Raw genomic sequence first — 20534 nt, 5'->3', positions numbered from 1 at the left:
TGTTGCCAAAGTGCAAGCGGGCGCGACAATGGGCTGGTGAACAGCGATACGGGTGTGAACCTGCCGGCCCTGCGGAGCCACAACGCGGCGCTCGTGCTCGACCTGCTGCGGACGGCGGGCGAGGCCGGGGCCAGCCGGCTGGAGCTGGCCGAGCGGACCGGGCTCACCCCGCAGGCGGTCAGCAAGATCACCGCCCGGCTGCGGGAGGAGGGGCTCGCGGCCGAGGCGGGCCGGCGCGCCTCCACGGGCGGCAAGCCGCGCACCGTCCTGCGGCTCGTCCCGGGCGCCGCCCACGCCGTGGGCCTGCACCTGGACCGGGACGAGCTCACCGCGGTCCTGGTCGACCTGTCGGGCGCCGTCGTCGCGGCCGGCGTCGTCCCGCTGGACCTGGGATCGGGCGCCGAGGTGGTGATGGAGGTGGCCGCCGGCGAGGTCGCCGCGCTCACCTCGCGCCCGCTGCTGGGGGTCGGGGTCGCCATGCCGGGGCCGCTCGACCACGCGGCGGGCGTCCCGCACCGGGTGACCGGCTTCCCCGAGTGGGACGGCTTCCCGCTGCGCGACGCCCTGGCACGGCGGCTCGGGCTGCCCGTGGTGCTCGACAAGGACACGAACACGGCGGCGCTGGGCATCGCCCTGAACGGGGCGGGCGGCGACTCGTTCGCCTACCTCCACCTCGGTACGGGGCTGGGCGCGGGGCTCGTCCTCGGCGGCGCCGTGTACCGGGGCGCGCGGACGGGCGCGGGGGAGTTCGGGCACCAGACCGTCCAGCTGGACGGGCCGGTGTGCGGGTGCGGCGGGCGCGGCTGCCTGGAGGCGCTGTGCCTGGCCGCGGTCGCGCGGGGCGACCTCGCCGGAGCGGCCGGGGTACTGGGCGCCGGGGCCGCGAACCTGGTCAAGCTGCTGGACATCGACCGCGTGCTGCTCGGCGGCCGGGTGGTGACCGGCACGCCGGAGCCGTTCCTGCGGGGCGTGCGCGCCGTCCTTGAGGAGCGCGCCCGGGGCGCGGGCGAACCCCCGGTGCCGGTGGCCCTCGCGGACGGCTCGGCCCACCCGGTGGCGGAGGGCGCGGCCCAGCTGGTGCTGGCCCCCCTGTTCGGCCGGTGACGGCGCCGACCACGGGCGCCGCCGGGGGCGCGGCCGGCGGGCACCGCGCCGTACCGGGGCCGCCGGGCGCACGTGCCGCCCCCGGCCACCGGTCCGCTTCGTTGCGCCGATCGGGGGCTTCCCCGCCGCCGTACGGCGGGAGGTCGCCGGTCCGCCGGTGCGCCGGGGTGGCCGCGTGGAAGGTTCTCGGGGCACGACCGTCCACCGGCTGCCAGAGGTTCCCCATGCGACTGCGCACCGCCACCGCCCAGGGCACCGCCGTCGCCGTCGCCGTACTCGCGCTCACCGCGGCGGCCCCGGCGGACGGCACCCCGGCCTTCGAGGCCGCCGCCCCCGACCGGCAGCCCACCTGCGGCACCCCCTCGACCACCGACTTCCCCCTGCGTACGCGCATCAGCGGCGGCCCCGCCGCCTACCGGCCCGGCGGCGGCTTCCACGCCTGGACGGTGGAGCTGACCAACACCACCACCGAGCCCTGCGGCAACATCCACCCCGTCATCGTCTTCACCGACCGCACCCGCACCCTGAAGCCGGGTCAGATCCAACTGGAGTTCTACGAGAACGAGGGCGCGACCGGGACCGGGGACGCCACCGGGACCGGGACCGGGGGGGACGGCGGGGGCCGCCAGCACCCCGTCACGATCGAGAAGACCGACGAGAGCGAACTCGTCGGCGTCCTCGACGACAGCACCGCCGGCACCGGCGGCGACCGGTTCCGCGGCTTCGTCGTCCCGCCCGGCCGGACCGTCACCGTGCCCGTCCGCCTCGCCTTCACCTCCGACGCCCTGCCCGACACGATCACCGCGAACGCCGCGATCGTCCAGCGCCGCGGCGGTGACGGCGACTGGGTGGGCGAGTCCGCCGACTACCGGTTCGCCCTCGTGGACGAGGAGCCGGCCAGCGAGGTCGCCGAGGAACTGCCCAGGACCGGCCGGAACGTGCTGATCGTCGCCGGTGCCTCGGCCCTCGCCTTCCTCCTCGGCGCCGGGACGCTCGCCCTCGCCGGGCGGATCCGGGACCGCCGGGGCTGACCGGCCGGACGGGGCGGCGTCCCCCGGTCACCCCCCCGCTGGCGTGCACCCGTCGGGCGTGGGCCGGGCGCCCGCCGAACGCGACCCGACGTCCGGTACGGGATCTCCCGCGAGACCGTCCGCCGGGCCCGGCGCGAACCCGGTTGCCGGCCGCCGCCGTCCCCGCCGGAGCCCCCACCGCCGGCCACTGCCGCCGCCGCACCGGGACCGACGACGTACCGGACGATCGACGGGGTGAAGATCACCGCATCGTGATTAGGCTAGGGCGTCGCCACAGCGCTGTCGCGGCGCCAAAGCACACGTGCACGTATCCGTACGGCAGGAGTCCCGCCCCATGGCAGAGCGCAAGCCGATCGAGTCCTGGCTGACCGACATGGACGGCGTCCTCATCCACGAGGGCGTCCCCATCCCCGGTGCCGACGCCTTCATCAAGAAACTGCGGGACGCGGAGAGGCCCTTCCTGGTCCTCACCAACAACTCCATGTACACCGCTCGCGACCTGCACGCCCGTCTCGCCCGCATGGGGCTGGACGTCCCCGTGCGGAACATCTGGACCTCCGCCCTGGCCACCGCCCGGTTCCTCGACGACCAGCGGCCCGGCGGCACGGCGTACGTCATCGGCGAGGCGGGGCTCACCACCGCCCTGCACGACATCGGCTACATCCTCACCGACCACGACCCCGACTACGTGGTCCTCGGCGAGACCCGCACCTACAGCTTCGAGTCCCTCACCAAGGCGATCCGGCTGATCAACGGCGGGGCAAGATTCATCTGCACCAACCCCGACGAGACCGGACCCTCCACCGAGGGCCCGCTGCCCGCCACCGGCTCGGTCGCCGCGCTCATCACCAAGGCCACCGGCAAGGACCCGTACTTCGCGGGCAAGCCGAACCCCCTGATGATGCGCACCGGCCTGAACGCCATCGGCGCCCACTCGGAGTCCAGCGCCATGATCGGCGACCGGATGGACACCGACGTGCTGGCCGGGCTGGAAGCGGGTATGGAGACGTTCCTGGTCCTGACCGGGCTCACCACCCCCGCCGATGTGGACCGCTACCCCTTCCGGCCCTCGACCGTGGTCGACTCGATCGCCGATCTGGTGGAGCGCATCTGACCCTTCTGCCGGGCCATCACCCCAGGTCGGCGACGCCCGACCGGGTGAAGGCCGTCTCCCTGCGGATGCGGGAACCGCCGAACCGGGTGAATCTTCAGTGCAGGAGGTTCACGATGCGTTCAGCTTTGTTTGCTCTCCGTGCCGCGGGGACGGTCACGGTCCTGGCGCTGGCGGCGGGACCCGTGTACGCCGGTGACGGCGAGGAGCGCCGGGACGGCGAGAAGCACCGGGAGAAGGTGACGGCCCAGGTCGTCCCGGCGACCACCAGGCCCGGCGAGGACGTGGACATCCAGGTCCACGGCTGTGTCGGCAAGCACGGGTCGGTCAGGTCCAAGGCGTTCGTCGCCGACGCCGAACTGTCCGGACGCGAGGGCAAGGGCGGGCCGTTGTACGGCGACACCACCGTCAAGTCGCGCCTGGACACCGGTTCGTACCCGCTCACCGTCCACTGCGACGGGCGCGACCACCACGACGCCGGCACCGTCCACGTCACCCACCACACGCCGCCCACCCCCGTGGCACCCGTCCGGGCCGGCGGCGGGGGAGCGGCGCTGCTGGCAGCCGACGCGCCCCGGGGCGGCTCCGGCGAACAGGGGCCCGGCACCCCGCACACCGTGGTCGGCCTGGTGCTGGCGGGCGTCGCGGCGGTCGCCGTCGCCCTCCGCAGCTCCCGCCGCCGTCGCCGCCCCCGCGCGGACTGACCGTGTCCTCCGCACCGCACCCCACCGGACACGGCCGGCTGCTCACCGGTGTGGCCTGGGCCCTGTTGCTGCTGGGCCTGTGGCTGTGGGGCAAGGACATCACGTCCGGCCCCGGCGGCCTGTCCGCCCCCACCACCGGTGACGTCGCCGCCGTCGGCCGGCCCCTGGGCGTCCCGCTGCCGCCGGCCCGCCCGCCGATGGAGCCCGCCGCGCCCGAGCGGCTGGAGGTCCCGTCGCTCGGGATCACCGCACCGGTCGCGGCGCGGGCCCTGGACCGGGCGGGCGCGATCGACCCGCCCCCGTACGAGCAGGCGCACACCGTCGGGTGGTTCGGCGGCGGGGCCGAGCCGGGCACGGACGGCGCCGCGCTGTTCGTCGGCCATGTCGACACCGAGACGAAACCCGCCGTCTTCTACGGTCTGAGCTCCGCCCGCCCCGGCGAGCGGATCGAGGTGACCCGGACGGACGGCTCGGTCGCCGAGTTCACCATCGACGACGTGCGGGTCTTCGCCCGGGACGAGTTCGACCCGAAGGCGGCGTACGGCCAGCGGCAGCCCGGCCGGGCCGAACTGCGCCTGATCACCTGCGGCGGCACCTTCGACCGCGCCGCGGGCGCCTACACCGCCAACGTCGTCGTCTCCGGCTACCTGACCGGCGACCGCGGCGCTCCCGCCGCGTGACCGCCCGGCCGGCCCGGCCGCGGGCCCTTCCCGAGGGCGGGTGGCCGCCCTCGTGGCCCCCGGGGCCCGTGTGTCAGGATGGATTGGACCGGGTTGTCCGGGAGGGGCGCCTGGGGGATGGCCCCGCGCAGAGTGCACCACAGGGGGAGTGTATGTACGGCAGTTGCACCGGGCCTGCCCGCGTGAGGGCGGCCGCGGTGGGGGCGGTGGGCGCCGTGGCGGCATTGCTGCTGGCGGCCTGTACCTCCCCCGACGCCGGCGGCGGCAAGGAACCGGAGGCCCTGCCCGGAGTGAGCCAGCAGCCGAAGGCGGCCGACCCGTTCTGGGTCAATCCCGGGAGCAAGGCGGCCCAGCAGGTGGAGAGTTACCTGCGGGACGGCAAGAAGGGGGACGCCGAGCTCATCAGGAGGATCGCTTCCCAGCCGGTGGGCGAGTGGGTCGGCACGGAGCAGCCCGAGGAGGACGCCCGCGGCTTCACCGAGGCCGCCACGAAGGCGGACCGGGACGCCGTGCTGGTCCTCTACAACATCCCGCACCGGGACTGCGGCCAGCACTCGGCGGGCGGCGCCGCCGACGGCGACGCGTACCGCGCGTGGCTGGACAAGGTGGCAAAGGGCATCGGCGACCGGCGGGCCACGGTGGTCGTGGAGCCCGACGCCGTGATGCACATGGTGGACGGCTGCACCGAGGAGCAGTACCACGAGGAGCGGTACGACCTGCTGAAGGGCGCCGTCAAGCGGCTGAAGCAGTTGCCGAACACCAAGGTGTACCTGGACGCGGGCAACGCCGGCTGGGGCAGGCCGGACCAGATCTTCGAGCCGTTGAAGTGGGCGGGCGTCGCCGAGGCCGACGGCTTCGCGGTGAACGTGGCCAACTTCCAGACGACGGCGGCCAGCAAGGAGTACGGCAGGAAGGTCTCGAAGAGGGTCGGCGGCAAGCCGTTCGTCATCGACACCAGCCGCAACGGCAACGGCCCCTACACCAAGGGCGACCCCGCCGAGAACTGGTGCAACCCGCCGGGCCGTGCCCTCGGCGAGACGCCCACCACGAAGACGGGCGACCCGCTGGTCGACGCCTACCTGTGGATCAAGCGCCCCGGCGAGTCGGACGGCGACTGCAAGGGCGGCCCGAAGGCGGGTGACTGGTTCCCGGAGTACGCCCTCGAACTGGCGCGCAACTCCGCGTAGGACCCCGGGCACGGCGAAGGGGCGCCCCCGCCGGGGGCGCCCCTTTCGTGTCGTACCGCGGGCCCTACGGGACCTCGACCCACACCGCCTCGGACGGCGTGCCCTTGTCGTCGGTGACGAAGAGCATGTACCAGCCGGCGGGGACCAGGGCCCGGTTCTTCGGGACGGTGACCTCGATGCCGTCGGCGGTCTTCTTCATCTCCAGGGCGATCGAGCGCTGGTCGACGTCGGTGACGTGGGTGACGGCGCTCGGCCGCAGCAGCTTCGCGGTCGTGATCCTCGCGGCGTCCGGCGTCGTGAAGACCCCGCTGCCACCCCGCTTGATCTTCTCCGGGCCGCCGGTGACCTCGGGCCGGGAGTCCCGGTAGAGGTAGGGCGGGGTGTAGATCTCGATGCGCTGCTCGAAGACACCGGGCTTGGTGTTGGCCTTGTCGGCGAAGAGCGAGTCCGAGCCGAAGATCATCACGCGGCCGTCGGGCAGGAGCACCGAGCCGGAGTGGTAGTTGCGCCCCACCCGGGGGTCGGCGACACGGGTGTACTTCCCGTTCTTCGGGTCGTACGTCCGCGCCTCCAGCACGTTGGAGTCGCCGCGGCCCCGGTAGTCCTCGGAGCCTCCGGTGACCAGCACGGTGTCGTCCGGCATCAGCGAGGCGCTCGGGTAGCGGGTGCCCCGGTCGAGGGAGGCGCCGTCCTTGAAGCGCGGGTTCGGGTCCTTCAGGTCGACCAGCCGGGACTTCTCGCTGGACTCCTGGGACTCACCGACCCCGCCGCCACCGATGACCATGAACCGCTGGTCCTGGGCGGGCGGCAGCATCACCGTCGCGGACGTCTCCATCCGGTCCGGGTCGCTCAGGCCCGGTATCTTCTCGAATTCGTTGGTCTCCAGGTCCCAGACGCCCGGGTCACGGCCGACGTCGGCGGGTCCGTACCCGGCGTTGGAGCCGGAGTAGAACAGCTTGCCGTTGTCCATCAGGAAGATGGCCGGGTACGTCGGGAAACGCCGCTCGATCCCGGTGTACTTCCACGTCCTGGTCTTCGGGTCGTAGATCTCGTCCTTGCCCGGGACGATCTGCCCGATCTCGTCGAGGCCGGACAGGGCGAGGACCTTGCCGTCCTTGAGCGTGGTCAGCGTGGGGTACCAGCGGGCCTCGTTCATGGGGTCGACCTTGATGTACTTCTCGGCGACCGGGTCGAACTCGAAGGCGTCCCTGATGCCCTGGAAGTCCTTCTTGTCGAGGGCGAGCTTCTGCGCCATGCCGTAGACGTTGCGGGCGTCCTTGCCCTTGAGGCCCTCGACCCGGTAGTTGTCCTCGGTGCCGGTCTCGAACTCCTTGCCGGACTCCTCGGCCTCGACGTAGATCCGGCCCAGCCCGGGCTGGGTGCGCAGGAAGCGGCCGGTGGTCTTGTCGAAGATCTTCTCGGCCTTCTCCACCAGGACCGGGTCCTTGGAGACGAACGTCTTGCCGTTGGCCTTGCCGGTGAACTTCGTCCCGGCGGGCAGCGTGATGGGCTTGTCCGGGTCCTCGTTGTGGACGATCATCAGGCCGCCGGCCTTGGTGACGTCACCCTGGAGCTTCTCGTACCGCTTGGTGCCGCCGGCGATCAGCAGCTTCCCGTCGGGCAGCTGCGTGTGCCCGGAGCAGAACATGTCCTTCGGCGTGGGGATCATCTTGAACTCGTTCGTCTTCGGGTCCCACAGGACCGACTCGAACTTGTTCGCGTCGAAGTTCTTCTGGTTGTTGCCGGAGCCCGCGACCAGCAGCACCTTGCCGGTGTGCAGCAGCGCCGCGTGGATGGTGTTGATCCGGAACTCGGAGGGGACGTCGAGGAAGTCCCAGTGGCCGTTGGCGGCCTTGTACTCCGGCTTGTTGATCGTGTAGTCGTGGTACTTCTCCGAGCCGTACCGGTACAGGGCCGGCCCGTTGAACCCGGCGACCACCGCGACCACCGCCGTGCCTATCAGGATGCGACGGGCGCGGTTCCTCCGGTGGTTCGGCCGGACGGGCAGGCTGCTCATTTGTTACGTCCCCCAAGGGCGATCTGCATGGTGTCGTTCTGCCGGGCCCCGCTCGGCTCGGCCCGCGGCCCGTGGTCCTCGGCCGGCGCGGGCTGCGGCGGCAGGCCCCCGCCGTGCCGGGCGGGGCGCTTCTTCTTCTCCTGCCGCAGCATGTGCCGCCAGACGAAGATCGGCGTCGCGGTGATCAGCGTGGCGAACGACGCCCAGATGATCATGGCGGGGTGGGAGTGCCCGAGGACGAAGCCGGCGGCGATGGAGGCGCCGAAGATGCCGATGAAGTACCAGTGGTACCGGAAGGTCCCGAACCACCGGTCCGGGCTCGCCGAGTCGCCCTTGGGGGTGACCACGAACGAGCTCTTGCGGCGCAGGACGGAGTCGACGAGGGCCTTGGCGTAGAGCGGCGCGGACAGCGCGGACATGAGCATGCCGGCCACGCCGCCGGACCCCTCCGGCTCGTGCGGGGACACGTTGTGGCGGCGGTTCCAGACGTAGAGGCCGATCTGCAGCGCGGAGGCGTTGCCGTAGAGCATCAGCCACACGGTGGGGTCGATGTTCACACCCGAGGCCCCCATGCCCAGGAACAGCGCGCAACTCAGGGCCGCGAGGATCCAGTTCAGGGCGGACATCGGATAGAAGATGATCATCATCGTGTAGTTGAAGAGCTTGCTCGGCGGCAGCGAGTACCAGCCCTTCCAGTACTGCTTGAGGATCGTCTCGTACGTGCCGCGCGACCAGCGCATCTGCTGGGTGAAGAAGTCCGTCCAGGCGCTCGGCCCCTCGCCGACGGCGAGCACGTCCGGGGTGTAGACCGAGCGCCACTTGTTGCCCGTCGCCGGGTTCTTGTGCCGGTGGATCTCGAAGCCGGTCGCCATGTCCTCGGTGATCGAGTCGTACAGTCCGCCGATCTGCTTGAGCGCCGTGATGCGCACGGCGTTCGACGTGCCGACGAACATCGGCGCGCCGTAGCGGTTGCCGGCGCGCTGGATCAGCGCGTGGAAGAGGAACTGCTGCGACTCGGCGGCCTTGGTGACGAAGTTGTCGTAGTTGCCGTACACCTGCGGGCCGATGACGAAGCCGACGTCCGGGTCCCGGAAGAAGCCAAGCATGCGCTCCAGGTAGTTCGGCAGCGGCACGTGGTCGGTGTCGACGGAGGCGAAGAAGTCGTACTTGTCGCCGTGCGCGTCCAGCCAGGCGTTGTAGTTGCCGTGCTTGGTCTTGGCGCGGTGGGCACCGGTGGGCTGGTTCCACTTCGCTATGCCCTTGCGGGAGAAGTGGTGGACGCCCAGGCGCTCGCAGACGGCCTTGACGTCGGGGTCGTTCCCCTCGTCGAGCAGCCAGACGTGCATCAGGCCCCGGTGCCGGATCCTGACGGCCGCCTCCAGCGTCTTCGTCACCATCTCCAGGGGCTCCTTGCCCGGGACGAAGGAGGTGAGGAAGGCCACGCGGGTGCCCGTCTCCGGCACGACAGGGACCGGGTCGCGGGCGACCAGGGTCGCATGGGCGTTCGACAGCACGTTCATGCAGCGGAAGAACTCGATCAGGCCGATCGAGACGAGCATCACGACGTCGAGCGCGGGCAGCCAGTCGAAGGCGGGGTGGTCGCGCTCGGTCCAGTGCGACGGCTGGAGCAGCCACACCAGCAGCACCACCGACAGCACCGGGGCGGCGGCGAGCATCAGCGCGACCCGGACGCGGTGCGGCTCCTGGGAGATCAGGGAGCGGTACTGCACCGTGTACGGCTTGTTCGGGTCGGGCTGGGTGAGGGGCCCGGCGAGCCGGCTGTAGTGCTCGTAGTCGTAGCGCGGCAGCGGCTTGGCGGCGGCGCCGCGCTGCCGGGATCCGCCGGTCCGGAGCTGCGGGGGAACCCGAAGCTGAGTGGTCCGGGACGGGTCGTCGTCCTGCCGGGCGCCGGTCGGCGTCGACGTCATGAGTCATCCCCCCGCACGCATGCTGGCTGCGTGATTGGTCGTGTTCGTTTCCGTCCGGAGCGCGCAGTCCCCCTGAACCGGCGTGTTCCGGCACTTCGGTGGCGGGCCACCCTTCCCGAGGACAGGGAAAGACGACCTTCCGGTTGCATGATGCCTGTCACGGTGTCCCTGCGTGAACGGGGCCCCCACCCCGTGGCCCCCGCATCCGGAGCATCCCCCGACACTGCCGCCAACTGCACGAACCACGTGCCCCCTTAAGGACACCGGTCCCAGGATAGGGTCTACGGCCCTCTCACCCGCTCGCAAGGGTGAAACGCACTGTTTATCGGGCATATGCGTGCTTTACGGGTGTATCGGAGTGGTGGCACGGCTGAGGCCCCCTCACCCATGGTGAGGGGGCCTCAGCCTCGCGTGCGCCGCCAGGGACTCGAACCCCGGACCCGCTGATTAAGAGTCAGCTGCTCTAACCAACTGAGCTAGCGGCGCCTGCTGACCTGCACAACTCTACCCGATGGGCGGGGGTGGTCCGGACCGCCCGGGTGCGGTGCGCCGGTGAATGGGGCCGTCACGGCCTGTCGGCCGACCGTTTTTACCCTTTCGACCGTCAAAATGCGACATGTCGGGTCAGTTGAGACACTGGCGCCCGTACGCAGCACCGGAAGAACCTGGAGGGGAAGCGCATGGCCGCCGTACCGGTCTTCGAGGAGTACGAGCCCGCCCCCGACTGCCCCTGCGCCGGCTGTGCCCGGCACCGTCGCGAGACGGCCCTCCGCCGTGCCGTGCGGGCCGGCGGCCACCCCGCCGCCCACGGCGCGCGGCGCGCCCTGGTCCTGTTCACCGCCGCCGGGGTCGCCCTAGGCGGCGGGGCCGGGACGGGCGGCGCGGTCACCGTCACCCACCCGGCGGGCCCCGCCGGTCCGGCCGGCCACGCGGGGCCGGGCCGGGAGCGGGACGACCCGGACGTCTCCACCCCGCAGGGCGGCGCCGGGCCGCTGCACGGACGGCCGCACGCCGGGCCGACGGGCGGGCACGTCTCCGCGCCCGCGCTGCGCCGGTCCACCCGCACCGAGATCATCAACCGGGCCAAGCGCTGGGTCGCCGTGAAGGTCCCGTACTCCATGGAGAAGTACTGGACGGACGGCTACCGCCAGGACTGCTCGGGCTTCGTCTCGATGGCCTGGAACCTGGCCGGCAACGAGTGGACCGGTTCCCTCGACCGGTTCGGCACCCGGCTGGACCGTTCCGACCTCCAGCCCGGCGACATCCTGCTCTTCCACAACCCGGCCGACCCGAACCGCGGCTCGCACGTCACCCTCTTCGGCGGCTGGACCGACTACACGCACACCTCCTACACGGCCTACGAGCAGACCAGGCCGCACGCCCGCAGGCTGGCGACTCCGATGGCGTACTGGAACAACTCCGCCCGCTACGTCGCCTACCGCTACAAGGGCCTGAGCGACGGCGCCCCCGGGAACCCCGGCGCCCCGGGCGCCTCCGCGGCCTACCCGGGTTCCGGGTCCTTCGGGCCGGGGGCGGACAACCGCCACGTCACCCGGCTCGGGCGGATGCTCGCGGAGCGGGGCGGCAAGCGCTTCTACCGCCTTGGACCCGGGCCGCGCTGGAGCGAGGCGGACCGGAAGGCGACCCGGGCGTTCCAGCGGGCGCAGGGCTGGAGCGGGCGGGACGCGGACGGGCTGCCGGGGCCGGACACCTGGCGGCTGCTGGTGAACGGACAGGGGCGCGACGTCCCCTCCCGCTCCGGTGCGGCCGTCTCGGCGCCCCCGTTCCCCGGCCGCGCCCACTTCCGGCCGGGCCGGGCCAACGAGCACGTCGAGCGGCTGGGGCGCCAGTTGGTGCGGCGCGGCTTCGGCGCCCACTACCGGACCGGGCCGGGCCCGCGCTGGAGCGAGGCCGACCGGCGCAACGTCGAGGCGTTCCAGCGCGCCCAGGGCTGGCGCGGCGCCGCCGCCAACGGCTACCCGGGCCCCGAGACCTGGCGGCGGCTGTTCCGATGACCGACACGAGGAGGCAGGGTTGAGTACGGCGACGCCGGAGGGCGGCGGTACGACCGGCGGATCGAAGACCGGCGGATCGAAGACCGGTGGGACGGCGACCGGTGGGACGGCGACCCATGGGACGACGGCCGGCGCGGTGACGACCGGCTGGGTGACCGGTGGGGTGACGACCGGTCGCCGGGTCCCCGTCATCGGGAACGAGACCACCGGGCCCATCCCGGTGCACCTGCTGTTCCGCGACGACGAGAAGGCCGGCCCCGAGACGCCGGACGCCGGACCGGTCCCGGTCGTACGGGGGCGGGTGCCCGGCGGTGCGCGCCCCGCCGGGCCGGCCGCACCGGCGCCGGACGGGCGGGCCGTGGCGGCCGTGACGGTTCCCGGGCCGGCGCGGCGGACCGTGCCGCCGGCCGACGCGGAGCCGGCCGAGCGGCCCGGGCCGGTGCTGCCCGGGTGGGCCGGGGTCGCGGCCGGGGCGGTCGCGCTGGCCGGGTGCGCCGCGCTGCTGTGGTGGACCGGGGTGGTGCCCCCGGCGGTGGCCGTCATGCTGGGGCTGCCGTCACGCCCGTACAACGGCATCGGGCTCGGCATCTGGGCGCTGCTGGCGCTGGGCGTGCTGGGGGTGCTCTTCTCCTTCGGCGGACTGTGCCGGGGGAGGGTCGGGTACGCGTGGGTCCTCACCCTCTTCGGGGACTACCGGGGCAGCGTGCGGCGCACGGGGCTCATGTGGGTGAGCCCGCTGCTGCTGCGCCGCCGGGTCGACGTACGGCTGCGGCACTGGCGCAGCGAGCCGATCCCGGCCGTCGACGCGCACGGCACCGCGCTGCGGGTGGTGGTGCTGGTGGTGTGGCGGATCCGGGACACCGTGCGGGCCGCCCTCGGGGTGGCGGACCACGAGCGGTACCTGCGCGAGCAGGTGGAGTCGGCGATGGCCCGGGTGCTGTCCCGGCTGCCGGCCGACGCCGCTCCCGCCCCCGGTGGGGGGACCCCCATTCACGAGGACGCCCCGATGACACTGCGGGACGCGGAGGTGGTGGGGGAGGCGCTGACGCGGATGCTGTCGGCGGAGTGCGTCCCGGTCGGCATCGACGTCTTCTCGGCGCAGCCGACCCGGATCGAGTACGCGCCGGAGATCGCGGCCGCCATGCAGCGGCGCCGGGTCGCGGCGATCGACGCCAAGCACCGGGACGCGGTGCTCACGTCCGTGGTGGACGCGGTCGACGACATGGTCCACCGGCTGACCACGCGTGGTCTGGTCGAACTGGACGACTACGACCGCAAGGCGCTGGTCAAGGACCTGACGGTGGCCTTCTACACGGGCCGGAGCGGTCCGGTCGAAGGCCCGTGATTGGTATGGACATGTTCAACTAACGTCCATACATTGGAACTTGGTCTAGACCGGATCGTCGGCACTGGTACCCACCAGCGCTACCCCCGCACGCGTGCAGCACGGCTCATCGGACTCCCCCACGTTCTGTCAGGAGCGACAGCATGCGACACAAGATAGGCGCGGCCGTGGTGGCCCTCGGCGTTGCCGGAGTCTCCCTCGTGGCCACCGGCAGCGCCAGCAGCCACGGCTACACCGACTCACCCATCAGCCGCCAGAAGCTCTGTGCCAACGGCACCGTGAGCAACTGCGGCAACATCCAGTGGGAGCCGCAGTCGGTCGAGGGGCCCAAGGGCTTCCCGGCCGGCGGCCCCGCCGACGGAAAGATCTGCTCCGGCGGCAACGGGCCGTTCGCGCAGCTCGACGACCCCCGCGGCGGCACCTGGCCCGCCACGCGGGTGACCGGTGGTCAGAGCTACACCTTCCGGTGGCAGTTCACCGCGCGGCACCGCACCACCGACTTCAAGTACTACATCACCAAGAACGGCTGGAACCAGTCCGCGCCGCTCACCCGCGCGGCCCTGGACCCCCAGCCGTTCCTGACCGTCCCCTACAACGCCCAGCAGCCGCCCTCCACGCTCAGCCACCAGGGCACCATCCCGAGCGGGAAGACCGGCAAGCACCTGATCCTGGCCGTCTGGACGGTGGCGGACACGGCGAACGCCTTCTACGCCTGCTCCGACGTGCAGTTCTGACGGACCGGCCGGCGGACAGCCGCCGCGCCGTGGTAGGGCCTGCCACACCCCGCGTACACCCGCTGGGCCATGGTGGCGCCGTGAGCCCGGCGCCTACCGTGGACTCCATGGATCCCCGTACGCCCTGGCAGGCCCTGACCAGGCGTGACTACCTGCGCGGCGGCTGGCCCTGGCGGTCGGCCGGCTATCTGGCGAGCGGCGTGCTCGTCGGCCTGCCCCTGCTGGCCGTCCTGCTGCTGCTGGCCGCCTCCTCGCTGTTCCTCGTCGGCCTGCCGCTGCTGCTGCTCGCCGGGGTCGCCCTCGGCGGCACCGAGCGGCGGCGGCTGCGGCTCGTCGACACCGACCCGGCCACGGATCCGCACCGGACGCCCGACGAGCCCGGGCTCCCGGCCTGGCTCCGGGTACGGATGGGGGAGCAGGCCACCTGGCGGGAGCTGGCGTACGCGCTGCTGCACGGCTGCGTGCTCTGGCCCCTGGAGCTGCTCGCCCTCGCCGTCGCCCTGGGCGCGCCGCTCGCCCTGATCGCCGCGCCCGCGCAGCTCGCGCTGGACGGCCACGAGGCGCGGGTGCTCAAGGGCCCGCTCGTCACCACCTACCCGGCCGCCTTCGCAGCCACCCTGTGCGGGCTGCTCCTGCTGCCCGTCCTGCTGTACCCGCTCGGCGCCCTGGCCGGCGCCCGCGCCGCGCTCACCCGGCTCCTCCTCGCGCCCCGGGACACCGAGCTGCGGCTCCGCATCGGTGAGGTCACCCGCTCCCGCGCCCGCCTGGTCGCCGCCTTCGAGGCCGAGCGCCGCCGCATCGAGCGCGACCTGCACGACGGGGCCCAGCAGCGGCTGGTCGCCCTCAGCATGACCCTGGGGCTCGCCCGGCTCGACGCCCCGCCCGGTCCGCTCGCCGACCGGCTCGCCACGGCCCACGACGAGGCCGGCCGGGTCCTCACCGAGCTGCGCGAGCTGATCCACGGCATCCACCCGCGCGTCCTGACCGACTACGGTTTGGACGCCGCCCTGACCGACGCCGCCGACCGGTCGCCCGTCCCGGTGGACACCGACATCGAGCTGCCGCGCCTGCCGCCGCCCGTCGAGAGCGCCGCGTACTTCGCGGTGTGCGAGGCGCTCGCCAACATCGGCAAGCACAGTGGCGCCGACCGGGCCCGGCTGACCGCCCGGCACACCGGCACGCGGCTCCTCATCACCGTGGAGGACGACGGCACCGGCGGCGCCGCAGGCTCCGGGGGAACCGGCCTGACCGGTCTGGCGGACCGGGTCGCCGTCCTCGATGGCACACTGTCGATCACCAGCCCGACGGGCGGGCCGACCGCGCTGCGAGTGGAGATTCCGTGCCGACCCCTCTGCGGGTAGTCCTGGCCGAGGACAGCGTCCTGCTGCGCGAAGGGCTCACCGGGCTGCTCATCCGCTTCGGCCACGAGGTCGTCGCGGCGGTCGGTGACGCGGCGGCCATGCGGGGCGCGGTCGCCGACCACGACCCGGACGTCGTGGTCACCGACGTGCGGATGCCGCCCGGCTTCCAGGACGAGGGGCTGCGCGCCGCCGTGGCGCTGCGCGCCGAGCGCCCCGCCCTGCCGGTGCTGGTCCTGAGCCAGTACGTGCAGCGGGCGTACGCGGCCGAGCTGCTGGAGTCGGGTGACGGCACCGGTGTCGGCTACCTGCTCAAGGACCGGATCGGCCACGTCGAGGAGTTCCTGGACGCGCTGGCCCGGGTCTCGGCGGGCGGTACGGTCGTCGACCCCGAGGTGGTGCGCCAGTTGCTGCGCCGCCACCGCGATCCGCTGGCGGCGCTGACCCCGCGCGAGCGGGAAGTGCTCGCGCTGGTGGCGGAGGGCCACTCGAACGGGGCGATCGCCCGGCGGCTGACGGTGACCGAGGCGGCGGTCGGCAAACACATCGGCAACGTCCTGGGCAAGCTGGATCTGCCACCGGCCGGGGACACCCACCGTCGCGTCCTCGCGGTCCTGGCGTTCCTCCGCGCGTGAGACCCCGGCCCCCCGCACGGGCCGCGACACGAAAAAGCCCCCCGCTTCCGCGAGGGGCTTTTCCCGTCTGTGCGCCGCCAGGGACTCGAACCCCGGACCCGCTGATTAAGAGTCAGCTGCTCTAACCAACTGAGCTAGCGGCGCCTGCTGACAGAGTTAATAATACCCGGCCCGCGGGGTGCTTCCGACCAGTCGACCGTGAGCTGGCTCACAGTCAGGGCCCGAGAGGTTTAGAGCGCCAGCGAGAGCACCACCGGTGCGGCCTTGCGGTTCAGCGTGTCCGCCGCCGAGCGCAGCCGGTGGGCGTGCTCGATGGGGAGCGAGAGGGCGAGGCAGCCGACCGCCGAACCGGCCGTCAGCGGCACCGCCGCGCAGACCGTGCCCACGGCGTACTCCTGGAGGTCCAGCACCGGGACGGTCGGGGGCTGGCTGTCCAGCTTGGAGAAGAGCACCTTCTCGCTGGTGATCGTCCGCGAGGTGAGCCGGGCGATCTTGTGGCGGGAGAGGTGGTCCCGGCGGCCGTTCTGGTCGAGCTGGGTCAGCAGGCACTTGCCGACCGCGCTGGCGTGGGCCGCCGAGCGGAAGTCGACCCATTCGTTGACCTTCGGCGTGTGCGGGCCGTCGGCCATCTGCGTGATCTTGACCTCGCCGTCGATGTACCGGCTGATGTAGACGGCGGCGCCGACCGAGTCGCGCAGCTCGGTCAGGGTCTCCTGGAGCTTGCTCTCCAGGGCCTCGCGCCGGGTGGCGCCGGAGCCCAGCAGAATCAGGGAGTCACCCACCACGTAGGCGCCGTCGCTGACCTGCTCCACGTAACCCTCGCGGCGCAGCATGAGCAGCAGCGGGGTCAGGTGGCCGGCCGGGAGCCCCGTCTCGCGAGCGATCTGGACGTCGGTCACCCCGCCGCCGTGCCTGGAGATCGTTTCGAGAACACGCAGGGCGTACTGCACCGAGTGGAACGGCGCGGTCGGCTCGGGCTTCAGCGCCACGGTTTCCCCCTACCAGGTTGTGACCGCAAGCTTCCGTACCACGATAGCGGCCAAGAGCCGTTTCGTGGGCTCCTGTTGACAAGAATCTGTCCCGCCCCCTACGCGTACGCTGGGACGGGACACCCGGGCATATGACACCGGCAAACTTCCGGCCGGTAGGGGAAGGTCGGAGCATCCAGGACCCGATCACCTTCCCGGTGGCGAGGCACCGAGCTGTGCGACTCATGTCCGCGCCGCTGTCCGGGGCGGGCCGCGACGGGCCCCGGTCATGGCCGCGGGGCGCCCGCCGCGCCGCACTCGTACAACGCGTGCGCCGCCCGCAGCACCAGGTCGTCCCGGTGGCGGGCGGCGACGAACTGGAGCCCGACCGGCATCCCGTCGCCGTCGACCCCGACCGGGACCGACGCCGCCGGCTGCCGCGTCAGGTTGAAGGGGTACGTGAACGGCGTCCACGAGGTCCAGCGCCGCGCCCCGTCCGGCGCCTCGACGCCCGCGTCGAACGCGGTCAGCGGCAGCGTGGGCGTCACCAGCACGTCGTACGAGGAGTGGAACCGGCCCATCCGGTGACCCAGCGCCGTCCGCGCGTCCACCGCCGCCAGGTACTCCAGCGCGCTGTACCGCGCCCCCCGCCCGGCGACCTCCCGCAGGCCCGGGTCCAGCAGGTCCCGCCGCTCCCGTCCCAGGCGCTGCACCAGCCGTGCCGCGCCGCTGAACCACAGGGTGTGGAAGGCGTCCACCGGGTCCGCGATGTCCGGATCCGCCTCCTCCACGTACGCGCCCAGACCCGCCAGCCGCTCCACCGCCCCCCGCACCAGCGCCGCCACCTCCGGGTGCACCGCCACCTGACCGCCGAACGACGCCGAGTACGCGACCCGCAGCCCCTTCACGCCCTCCTGGAGCGTGGCGGACACCGGGCCCGCCGGGCCCAGGTGCGACCCGTCCCGCCAGTCCTCGCCGCTGACCACGTCCAGCAGCAGCGCCGCGTCCACCGCGTCCCGCGCCATCGGGCCGGTGTGCGACAGCGTGCCGAACGGGCTCGCCGGGTGGACCGGCACCCGCCCGTACGTGGGCTTCAGCCCGAAGACCCCGCAGAACGAGGCCGGAATGCGGATCGAACCGCCCCCGTCCGTCCCCAGCGACAGCGCCCCCGCCCCCAGGGCCACCGCCGCCGCGCTGCCGCCGCTGGAACCGCCCGCCGTCCGTGAGGGGTCGTGCGGATTGCGGGTGACGCCCGTCAACGGCGAGTCGGTGACGCCCTTCCAGCCGAACTCCGGGGTCGTCGTCTTGCCCAGGAACACCGCCCCCTCCTCCCGCATCCGGGCCACCGGCGGCGCGTCCTCGTCCCAGGGGCCGTCCCTCCGCACCGTCCGCGAGCCGCGCAGCGTCGGCCCGCCCGCCTGGAGGAGCAGGTCCTCGACCGTCACCGGCACCCCGTCGAGCCGCCCCGCGGGCTCCCCGCGCCGCCACCGCTCCGCCGACGCCGCCGCGCCCGCCAGCGCCTCCTCCGCGTCCACCCGCACGAACGCGTTGACCAGCGGATCCACCGCCTCGATCCGGGCCAGCGCCGCGCGCACCGCGTCCACCGGCGAGAAGTCGTCCCGGGCGTAACCGTCGAGGAGCTGGCGGGCGGACAGGTCCGTGAGGAACGTCGTCGGCTCAGTCATGCACGGGTACGTACCCACGTTCCTTGTCGACCACGTTCGGCAGCGGCCGGCCGGCCGCCCACAGCTCGAACATCTCCACGAACTGCGCCCCCAGCCGGTCCAGCCGGCCCACCGTGTCGCCGCTCATGTGCGGCGAGACGATCAGCCCGGGTACGTCCCACAGCGCGCTGTCCTCGCCGAGCGGCTCCTCCGCGAAGACGTCCAGCGCCGCCCCCGCGATCCACCGCTTGGCGACCGCGGCCACCAGGTCGTCCTCCACCACCAGCTGCGCGCGACCGACGTTGACGAACCGCGCCGAGGGCTGCATCAGCCCGAAGCGCCGGGCGTCGAACATGCCCCGCGTCGACGCCGTCAGCGGCGCCGCGCACACCACCCAGTCCGCCCGTGTGAGCAGCAGGTCCAGCTCGTCGGCGCCGTGGACACGCGGACGCGCCGTCCGCCCCACGACCGCCGTACGCACCCCCAGTGCCCGCAGCGTCGTAGCGACCGCCCGGCCGATCGGCCCGGCCCCGACCACCACCGCCCGGCTGCCCGCCACCGGCAGGCCCTCCCGGTGCCGCCAGCGACGCTCCCGCTGGAGCTCCAGCGTGCCCGGCAGGTCCTTCGCCATGGCCAGCACCAGACCCGCCACGTACTCGGCGATCGGCTGCTCGAACTCGCCCCGCGCGTTCGTCACCACCGTGTCCGAGGCGACGAGTCCGGGGCAGAGCACCCGGTCCACCCCCGCGCTCGGCGTGTGTACCCAGGACGGCCTCGGCCCGTCGCCGGGCCAGGCCGCGCGGACCGCGTCCGAGGTGACGTCCCACACCAGCAGGACGTCGGCGGACGGCAGCGAGGCGGCGAGGGAGCTCTCGTCGGCGTACCGGACGTGGACCCGCCCGGTCAGCCGGCCGAGGCGGGGCGGCGGGTCGGCCTCGAGGACGAGGAGAGTCGGCGGCGGCATCGATCGACCACGGTGGCACCCCGGTCCACCGCCGTCAACACGACACCGCCGGACGGGTACGGGCCCGGCCGGCGGCCGCCGCGCACACCGCCGCGGGCCGTCGTACCCGGCCTGCCGCCGGTGCGGGCGCCGGAGGACTATCCCGGGGGAGCGGGGGCAGCCGGGACGGGGCGGGCCACCCCGCCGGACGGACCCGGCCACCACGCGGGCGGCGCCGCACCGGGCCGGCGCCGGAGCCCGGACCGGTGCCACCGGGCCCGCCCGCAGCGGGCGCTGCTCATGAACGGGGCCGAGGCGGCCCCCGACCCCCAGGAGGGCGTGACATGACGACTGTCGGACTGCTCTACCCCGGTCACTTCGCGGAGGACGACTACCCCCGGATCGAGACGCTGCTGACGGGCGTCAACGTGCCGATCGTCCACACCGCCACCGGTGACGACGCGCTCCGGGCGGAGGCGCTGCTGGAGCGGGGATCGGTGGAGCGGCTCTCGGCCGGGGTGGAGGAGCTGCGCCTGTCCGGCGCCGAGTCGGTGGTGTGGGCCAGCACGGGCGGGTCGTTCGCGTACGGGTGGGAGGGCGCCCAGGAGCAGATCCGGGCCCTCGCCGTGGCGGCCGGGCTCCCGGCGTCGAGCACCTCGTTCGGCTTCGTCCACGCGGTGCGGGAGGTGGGCGCCACGCGGGTGGCGGTGGCGGCCACGTACCCGGAGGACGTCACGGAGCTGTTCGTCCGCTTCCTGGAGGCGGCCGGTGTCGAGGTGGTCGGGTGGCGGGCCGGCGGGGCCGCCACGGCGGCCGAGGTCGCGACCTGGGGGCCGGAGCGGGTGCTGGAGCTGGTGCGGGCGGCGGACCGGCCCGGAGCGCAGGCCGTCCTCGTACCCGACACGGCACTGCACACGGTGGGGTGCCTGCCGGAGCTGGAGGCCGCGGTGGGCAAGCCGGTGCTCACGGCCAACCAGGTGACGGTGTGGGAGGGGCTGCGCCTGGCGGAGCGGCGTGGGGCGTGGTCGGCGGACCTGGGGGCGCTGTTCGCGCGCAAGGAGGAGTGGGCGGAATAAAACGGAGAGCCCCTCCTGTTAGTGGGTCGTACGT

At 73.3% G+C, this 20534-nt stretch carries 17 protein-coding genes and 2 tRNA genes; 12 read left to right on the top strand and 7 right to left on the bottom strand.

All coding sequences use genetic code 11. The annotated features are described in order from the left end of the window. The first annotated feature begins 36 nt into the window (after positions 1–36). From AC07DW_RS03990 to AC07DW_RS03965, 6 genes are all read left to right on the top strand, one after another. Positions 37–1104 (top strand): ROK family transcriptional regulator, encoded by a 1068-nt coding sequence (locus AC07DW_RS03990; protein WP_478856025.1) that lies wholly within the window; start codon positions 37–39, stop codon positions 1102–1104. A gap of 224 nt (positions 1105–1328) precedes the next feature. Beyond that, a complete protein-coding gene (locus AC07DW_RS03985; protein ID WP_478856024.1) occupies positions 1329–2135 on the top strand; it encodes a hypothetical protein in 807 nt (268 codons plus the stop codon). A 334-nt stretch (positions 2136–2469) separates the two neighbouring features. Next, entirely contained in the window at positions 2470–3249 is a 780-nt protein-coding gene (locus tag AC07DW_RS03980; protein ID WP_478856023.1) for an HAD-IIA family hydrolase, read from the top strand. 113 nt (positions 3250–3362) lie between these two features. After that, a complete protein-coding gene (locus AC07DW_RS03975; protein WP_478856022.1) occupies positions 3363–3950 on the top strand; it encodes a hypothetical protein in 588 nt (195 codons plus the stop codon). Between the two features lie 2 nt (positions 3951–3952). Further along, positions 3953–4630 carry a class F sortase gene (locus AC07DW_RS03970; protein WP_478856021.1) on the top strand — a complete coding sequence of 226 codons (678 nt, stop codon included), beginning with the start codon at positions 3953–3955 and terminating at the stop codon, positions 4628–4630. A 152-nt stretch (positions 4631–4782) separates the two neighbouring features. Further along, positions 4783–5817 carry a glycoside hydrolase family 6 protein gene (locus AC07DW_RS03965; protein WP_478856020.1) on the top strand — a complete coding sequence of 345 codons (1035 nt, stop codon included), beginning with the start codon at positions 4783–4785 and terminating at the stop codon, positions 5815–5817. A gap of 64 nt (positions 5818–5881) precedes the next feature. Here AC07DW_RS03965 and glxA read toward each other — a convergent pair whose 3' ends face one another. The 3 genes from glxA to AC07DW_RS03950 all read right to left on the bottom strand — a co-directional run bounded on the left by glxA (position 5882) and on the right by AC07DW_RS03950 (position 10248). Beyond that, positions 5882–7834 carry a radical copper oxidase GlxA gene (gene glxA, locus AC07DW_RS03960; protein WP_478856019.1) on the bottom strand — a complete coding sequence of 651 codons (1953 nt, stop codon included), beginning with the start codon at positions 7832–7834 and terminating at the stop codon, positions 5882–5884. Further along, complete coding sequence (locus AC07DW_RS03955; protein ID WP_478856018.1) at positions 7831–9762, bottom strand: glycosyltransferase family 2 protein; 1932 nt, start codon at positions 9760–9762, stop codon at positions 7831–7833. The genes glxA and AC07DW_RS03955 overlap by 4 nt, the downstream gene beginning before the upstream one ends. Positions 9763–10174: 412 nt before the next feature. Further along, a tRNA-Lys gene (locus AC07DW_RS03950) sits at positions 10175–10248 on the bottom strand. Between the two features lie 194 nt (positions 10249–10442). Here AC07DW_RS03950 and AC07DW_RS03945 point away from each other — a divergent pair. The 5 genes from AC07DW_RS03945 to AC07DW_RS03925 all read left to right on the top strand — a co-directional run bounded on the left by AC07DW_RS03945 (position 10443) and on the right by AC07DW_RS03925 (position 15849). Then, the gene (locus tag AC07DW_RS03945; RefSeq protein WP_478856017.1) at positions 10443–11777 is read left to right on the top strand and encodes a peptidoglycan-binding protein; all 1335 of its coding nucleotides are present in this window, start codon (positions 10443–10445) and stop codon (positions 11775–11777) included. 19 nt (positions 11778–11796) lie between these two features. Then, a complete protein-coding gene (locus AC07DW_RS03940; RefSeq protein ID WP_478856016.1) occupies positions 11797–13122 on the top strand; it encodes an SPFH domain-containing protein in 1326 nt (441 codons plus the stop codon). A gap of 143 nt (positions 13123–13265) precedes the next feature. Then, positions 13266–13856: a lytic polysaccharide monooxygenase auxiliary activity family 9 protein gene (locus AC07DW_RS03935; protein WP_478856015.1), complete on the top strand. Its 591-nt coding sequence runs from the start codon at positions 13266–13268 to the stop codon at positions 13854–13856. A gap of 107 nt (positions 13857–13963) precedes the next feature. Continuing rightward, positions 13964–15217: a sensor histidine kinase gene (locus AC07DW_RS03930; RefSeq protein ID WP_478856014.1), complete on the top strand. Its 1254-nt coding sequence runs from the start codon at positions 13964–13966 to the stop codon at positions 15215–15217. Beyond that, the gene (locus tag AC07DW_RS03925; protein ID WP_478856013.1) at positions 15196–15849 is read left to right on the top strand and encodes a response regulator; all 654 of its coding nucleotides are present in this window, start codon (positions 15196–15198) and stop codon (positions 15847–15849) included. The genes AC07DW_RS03930 and AC07DW_RS03925 overlap by 22 nt, the downstream gene beginning before the upstream one ends. Positions 15850–15919: 70 nt before the next feature. Here AC07DW_RS03925 and AC07DW_RS03920 read toward each other — a convergent pair. The 4 genes from AC07DW_RS03920 to AC07DW_RS03905 all read right to left on the bottom strand — a co-directional run bounded on the left by AC07DW_RS03920 (position 15920) and on the right by AC07DW_RS03905 (position 19445). Further along, positions 15920–15993: transfer RNA gene (locus tag AC07DW_RS03920), tRNA-Lys, on the bottom strand. Positions 15994–16079: 86 nt separating this feature from the next. After that, positions 16080–16838, bottom strand: coding sequence for an IclR family transcriptional regulator (locus AC07DW_RS03915; protein ID WP_478856012.1), 759 nt, complete (start codon positions 16836–16838; stop codon positions 16080–16082). A gap of 266 nt (positions 16839–17104) precedes the next feature. Further along, positions 17105–18502, bottom strand: coding sequence for an amidase (locus tag AC07DW_RS03910; protein ID WP_478856011.1), 1398 nt, complete (start codon positions 18500–18502; stop codon positions 17105–17107). Next, positions 18495–19445 (bottom strand): D-2-hydroxyacid dehydrogenase, encoded by a 951-nt coding sequence (locus AC07DW_RS03905; protein ID WP_478856010.1) that lies wholly within the window; start codon positions 19443–19445, stop codon positions 18495–18497. Before AC07DW_RS03905 ends, AC07DW_RS03910 begins: the two co-directional genes overlap by 8 nt. A 323-nt stretch (positions 19446–19768) precedes the next feature. Between AC07DW_RS03905 and AC07DW_RS03900 the strand changes: the two genes are divergently transcribed. Further along, on the top strand, positions 19769–20500 hold the full coding sequence (locus AC07DW_RS03900; RefSeq protein ID WP_478856009.1) for a maleate cis-trans isomerase family protein: 732 nt from the start codon (positions 19769–19771) through the stop codon (positions 20498–20500). Positions 20501–20534 lie beyond the last annotated feature (34 nt).

Source organism: Streptomyces sp. NPDC045701, assembly GCF_056432045.1.
Note: the sequence above shows the minus strand (reverse complement) of the source record. Positions and strands in the feature narration are given on the sequence as shown.

Coding starts and splice junctions, on each gene's coding strand:
- AC07DW_RS03985 (WP_478856024.1), top strand. CDS start 1,329: ATGCGACTGCGCACCGCCACCGCCCAGGGCACCGCCGTCGCCGTCGCC.
- AC07DW_RS03980 (WP_478856023.1), top strand. CDS start 2,470: ATGGCAGAGCGCAAGCCGATCGAGTCCTGGCTGACCGACATGGACGGC.
- AC07DW_RS03975 (WP_478856022.1), top strand. CDS start 3,363: ATGCGTTCAGCTTTGTTTGCTCTCCGTGCCGCGGGGACGGTCACGGTC.
- AC07DW_RS03965 (WP_478856020.1), top strand. CDS start 4,783: ATGTACGGCAGTTGCACCGGGCCTGCCCGCGTGAGGGCGGCCGCGGTG.
- glxA (WP_478856019.1), bottom strand. CDS start 7,834: ATGAGCAGCCTGCCCGTCCGGCCGAACCACCGGAGGAACCGCGCCCGT.
- AC07DW_RS03955 (WP_478856018.1), bottom strand. CDS start 9,762: ATGACGTCGACGCCGACCGGCGCCCGGCAGGACGACGACCCGTCCCGG.
- AC07DW_RS03945 (WP_478856017.1), top strand. CDS start 10,443: ATGGCCGCCGTACCGGTCTTCGAGGAGTACGAGCCCGCCCCCGACTGC.
- AC07DW_RS03935 (WP_478856015.1), top strand. CDS start 13,266: ATGCGACACAAGATAGGCGCGGCCGTGGTGGCCCTCGGCGTTGCCGGA.
- AC07DW_RS03930 (WP_478856014.1), top strand. CDS start 13,964: ATGGATCCCCGTACGCCCTGGCAGGCCCTGACCAGGCGTGACTACCTG.
- AC07DW_RS03910 (WP_478856011.1), bottom strand. CDS start 18,502: ATGACTGAGCCGACGACGTTCCTCACGGACCTGTCCGCCCGCCAGCTC.
- AC07DW_RS03905 (WP_478856010.1), bottom strand. CDS start 19,445: ATGCCGCCGCCGACTCTCCTCGTCCTCGAGGCCGACCCGCCGCCCCGC.
- AC07DW_RS03900 (WP_478856009.1), top strand. CDS start 19,769: ATGACGACTGTCGGACTGCTCTACCCCGGTCACTTCGCGGAGGACGAC.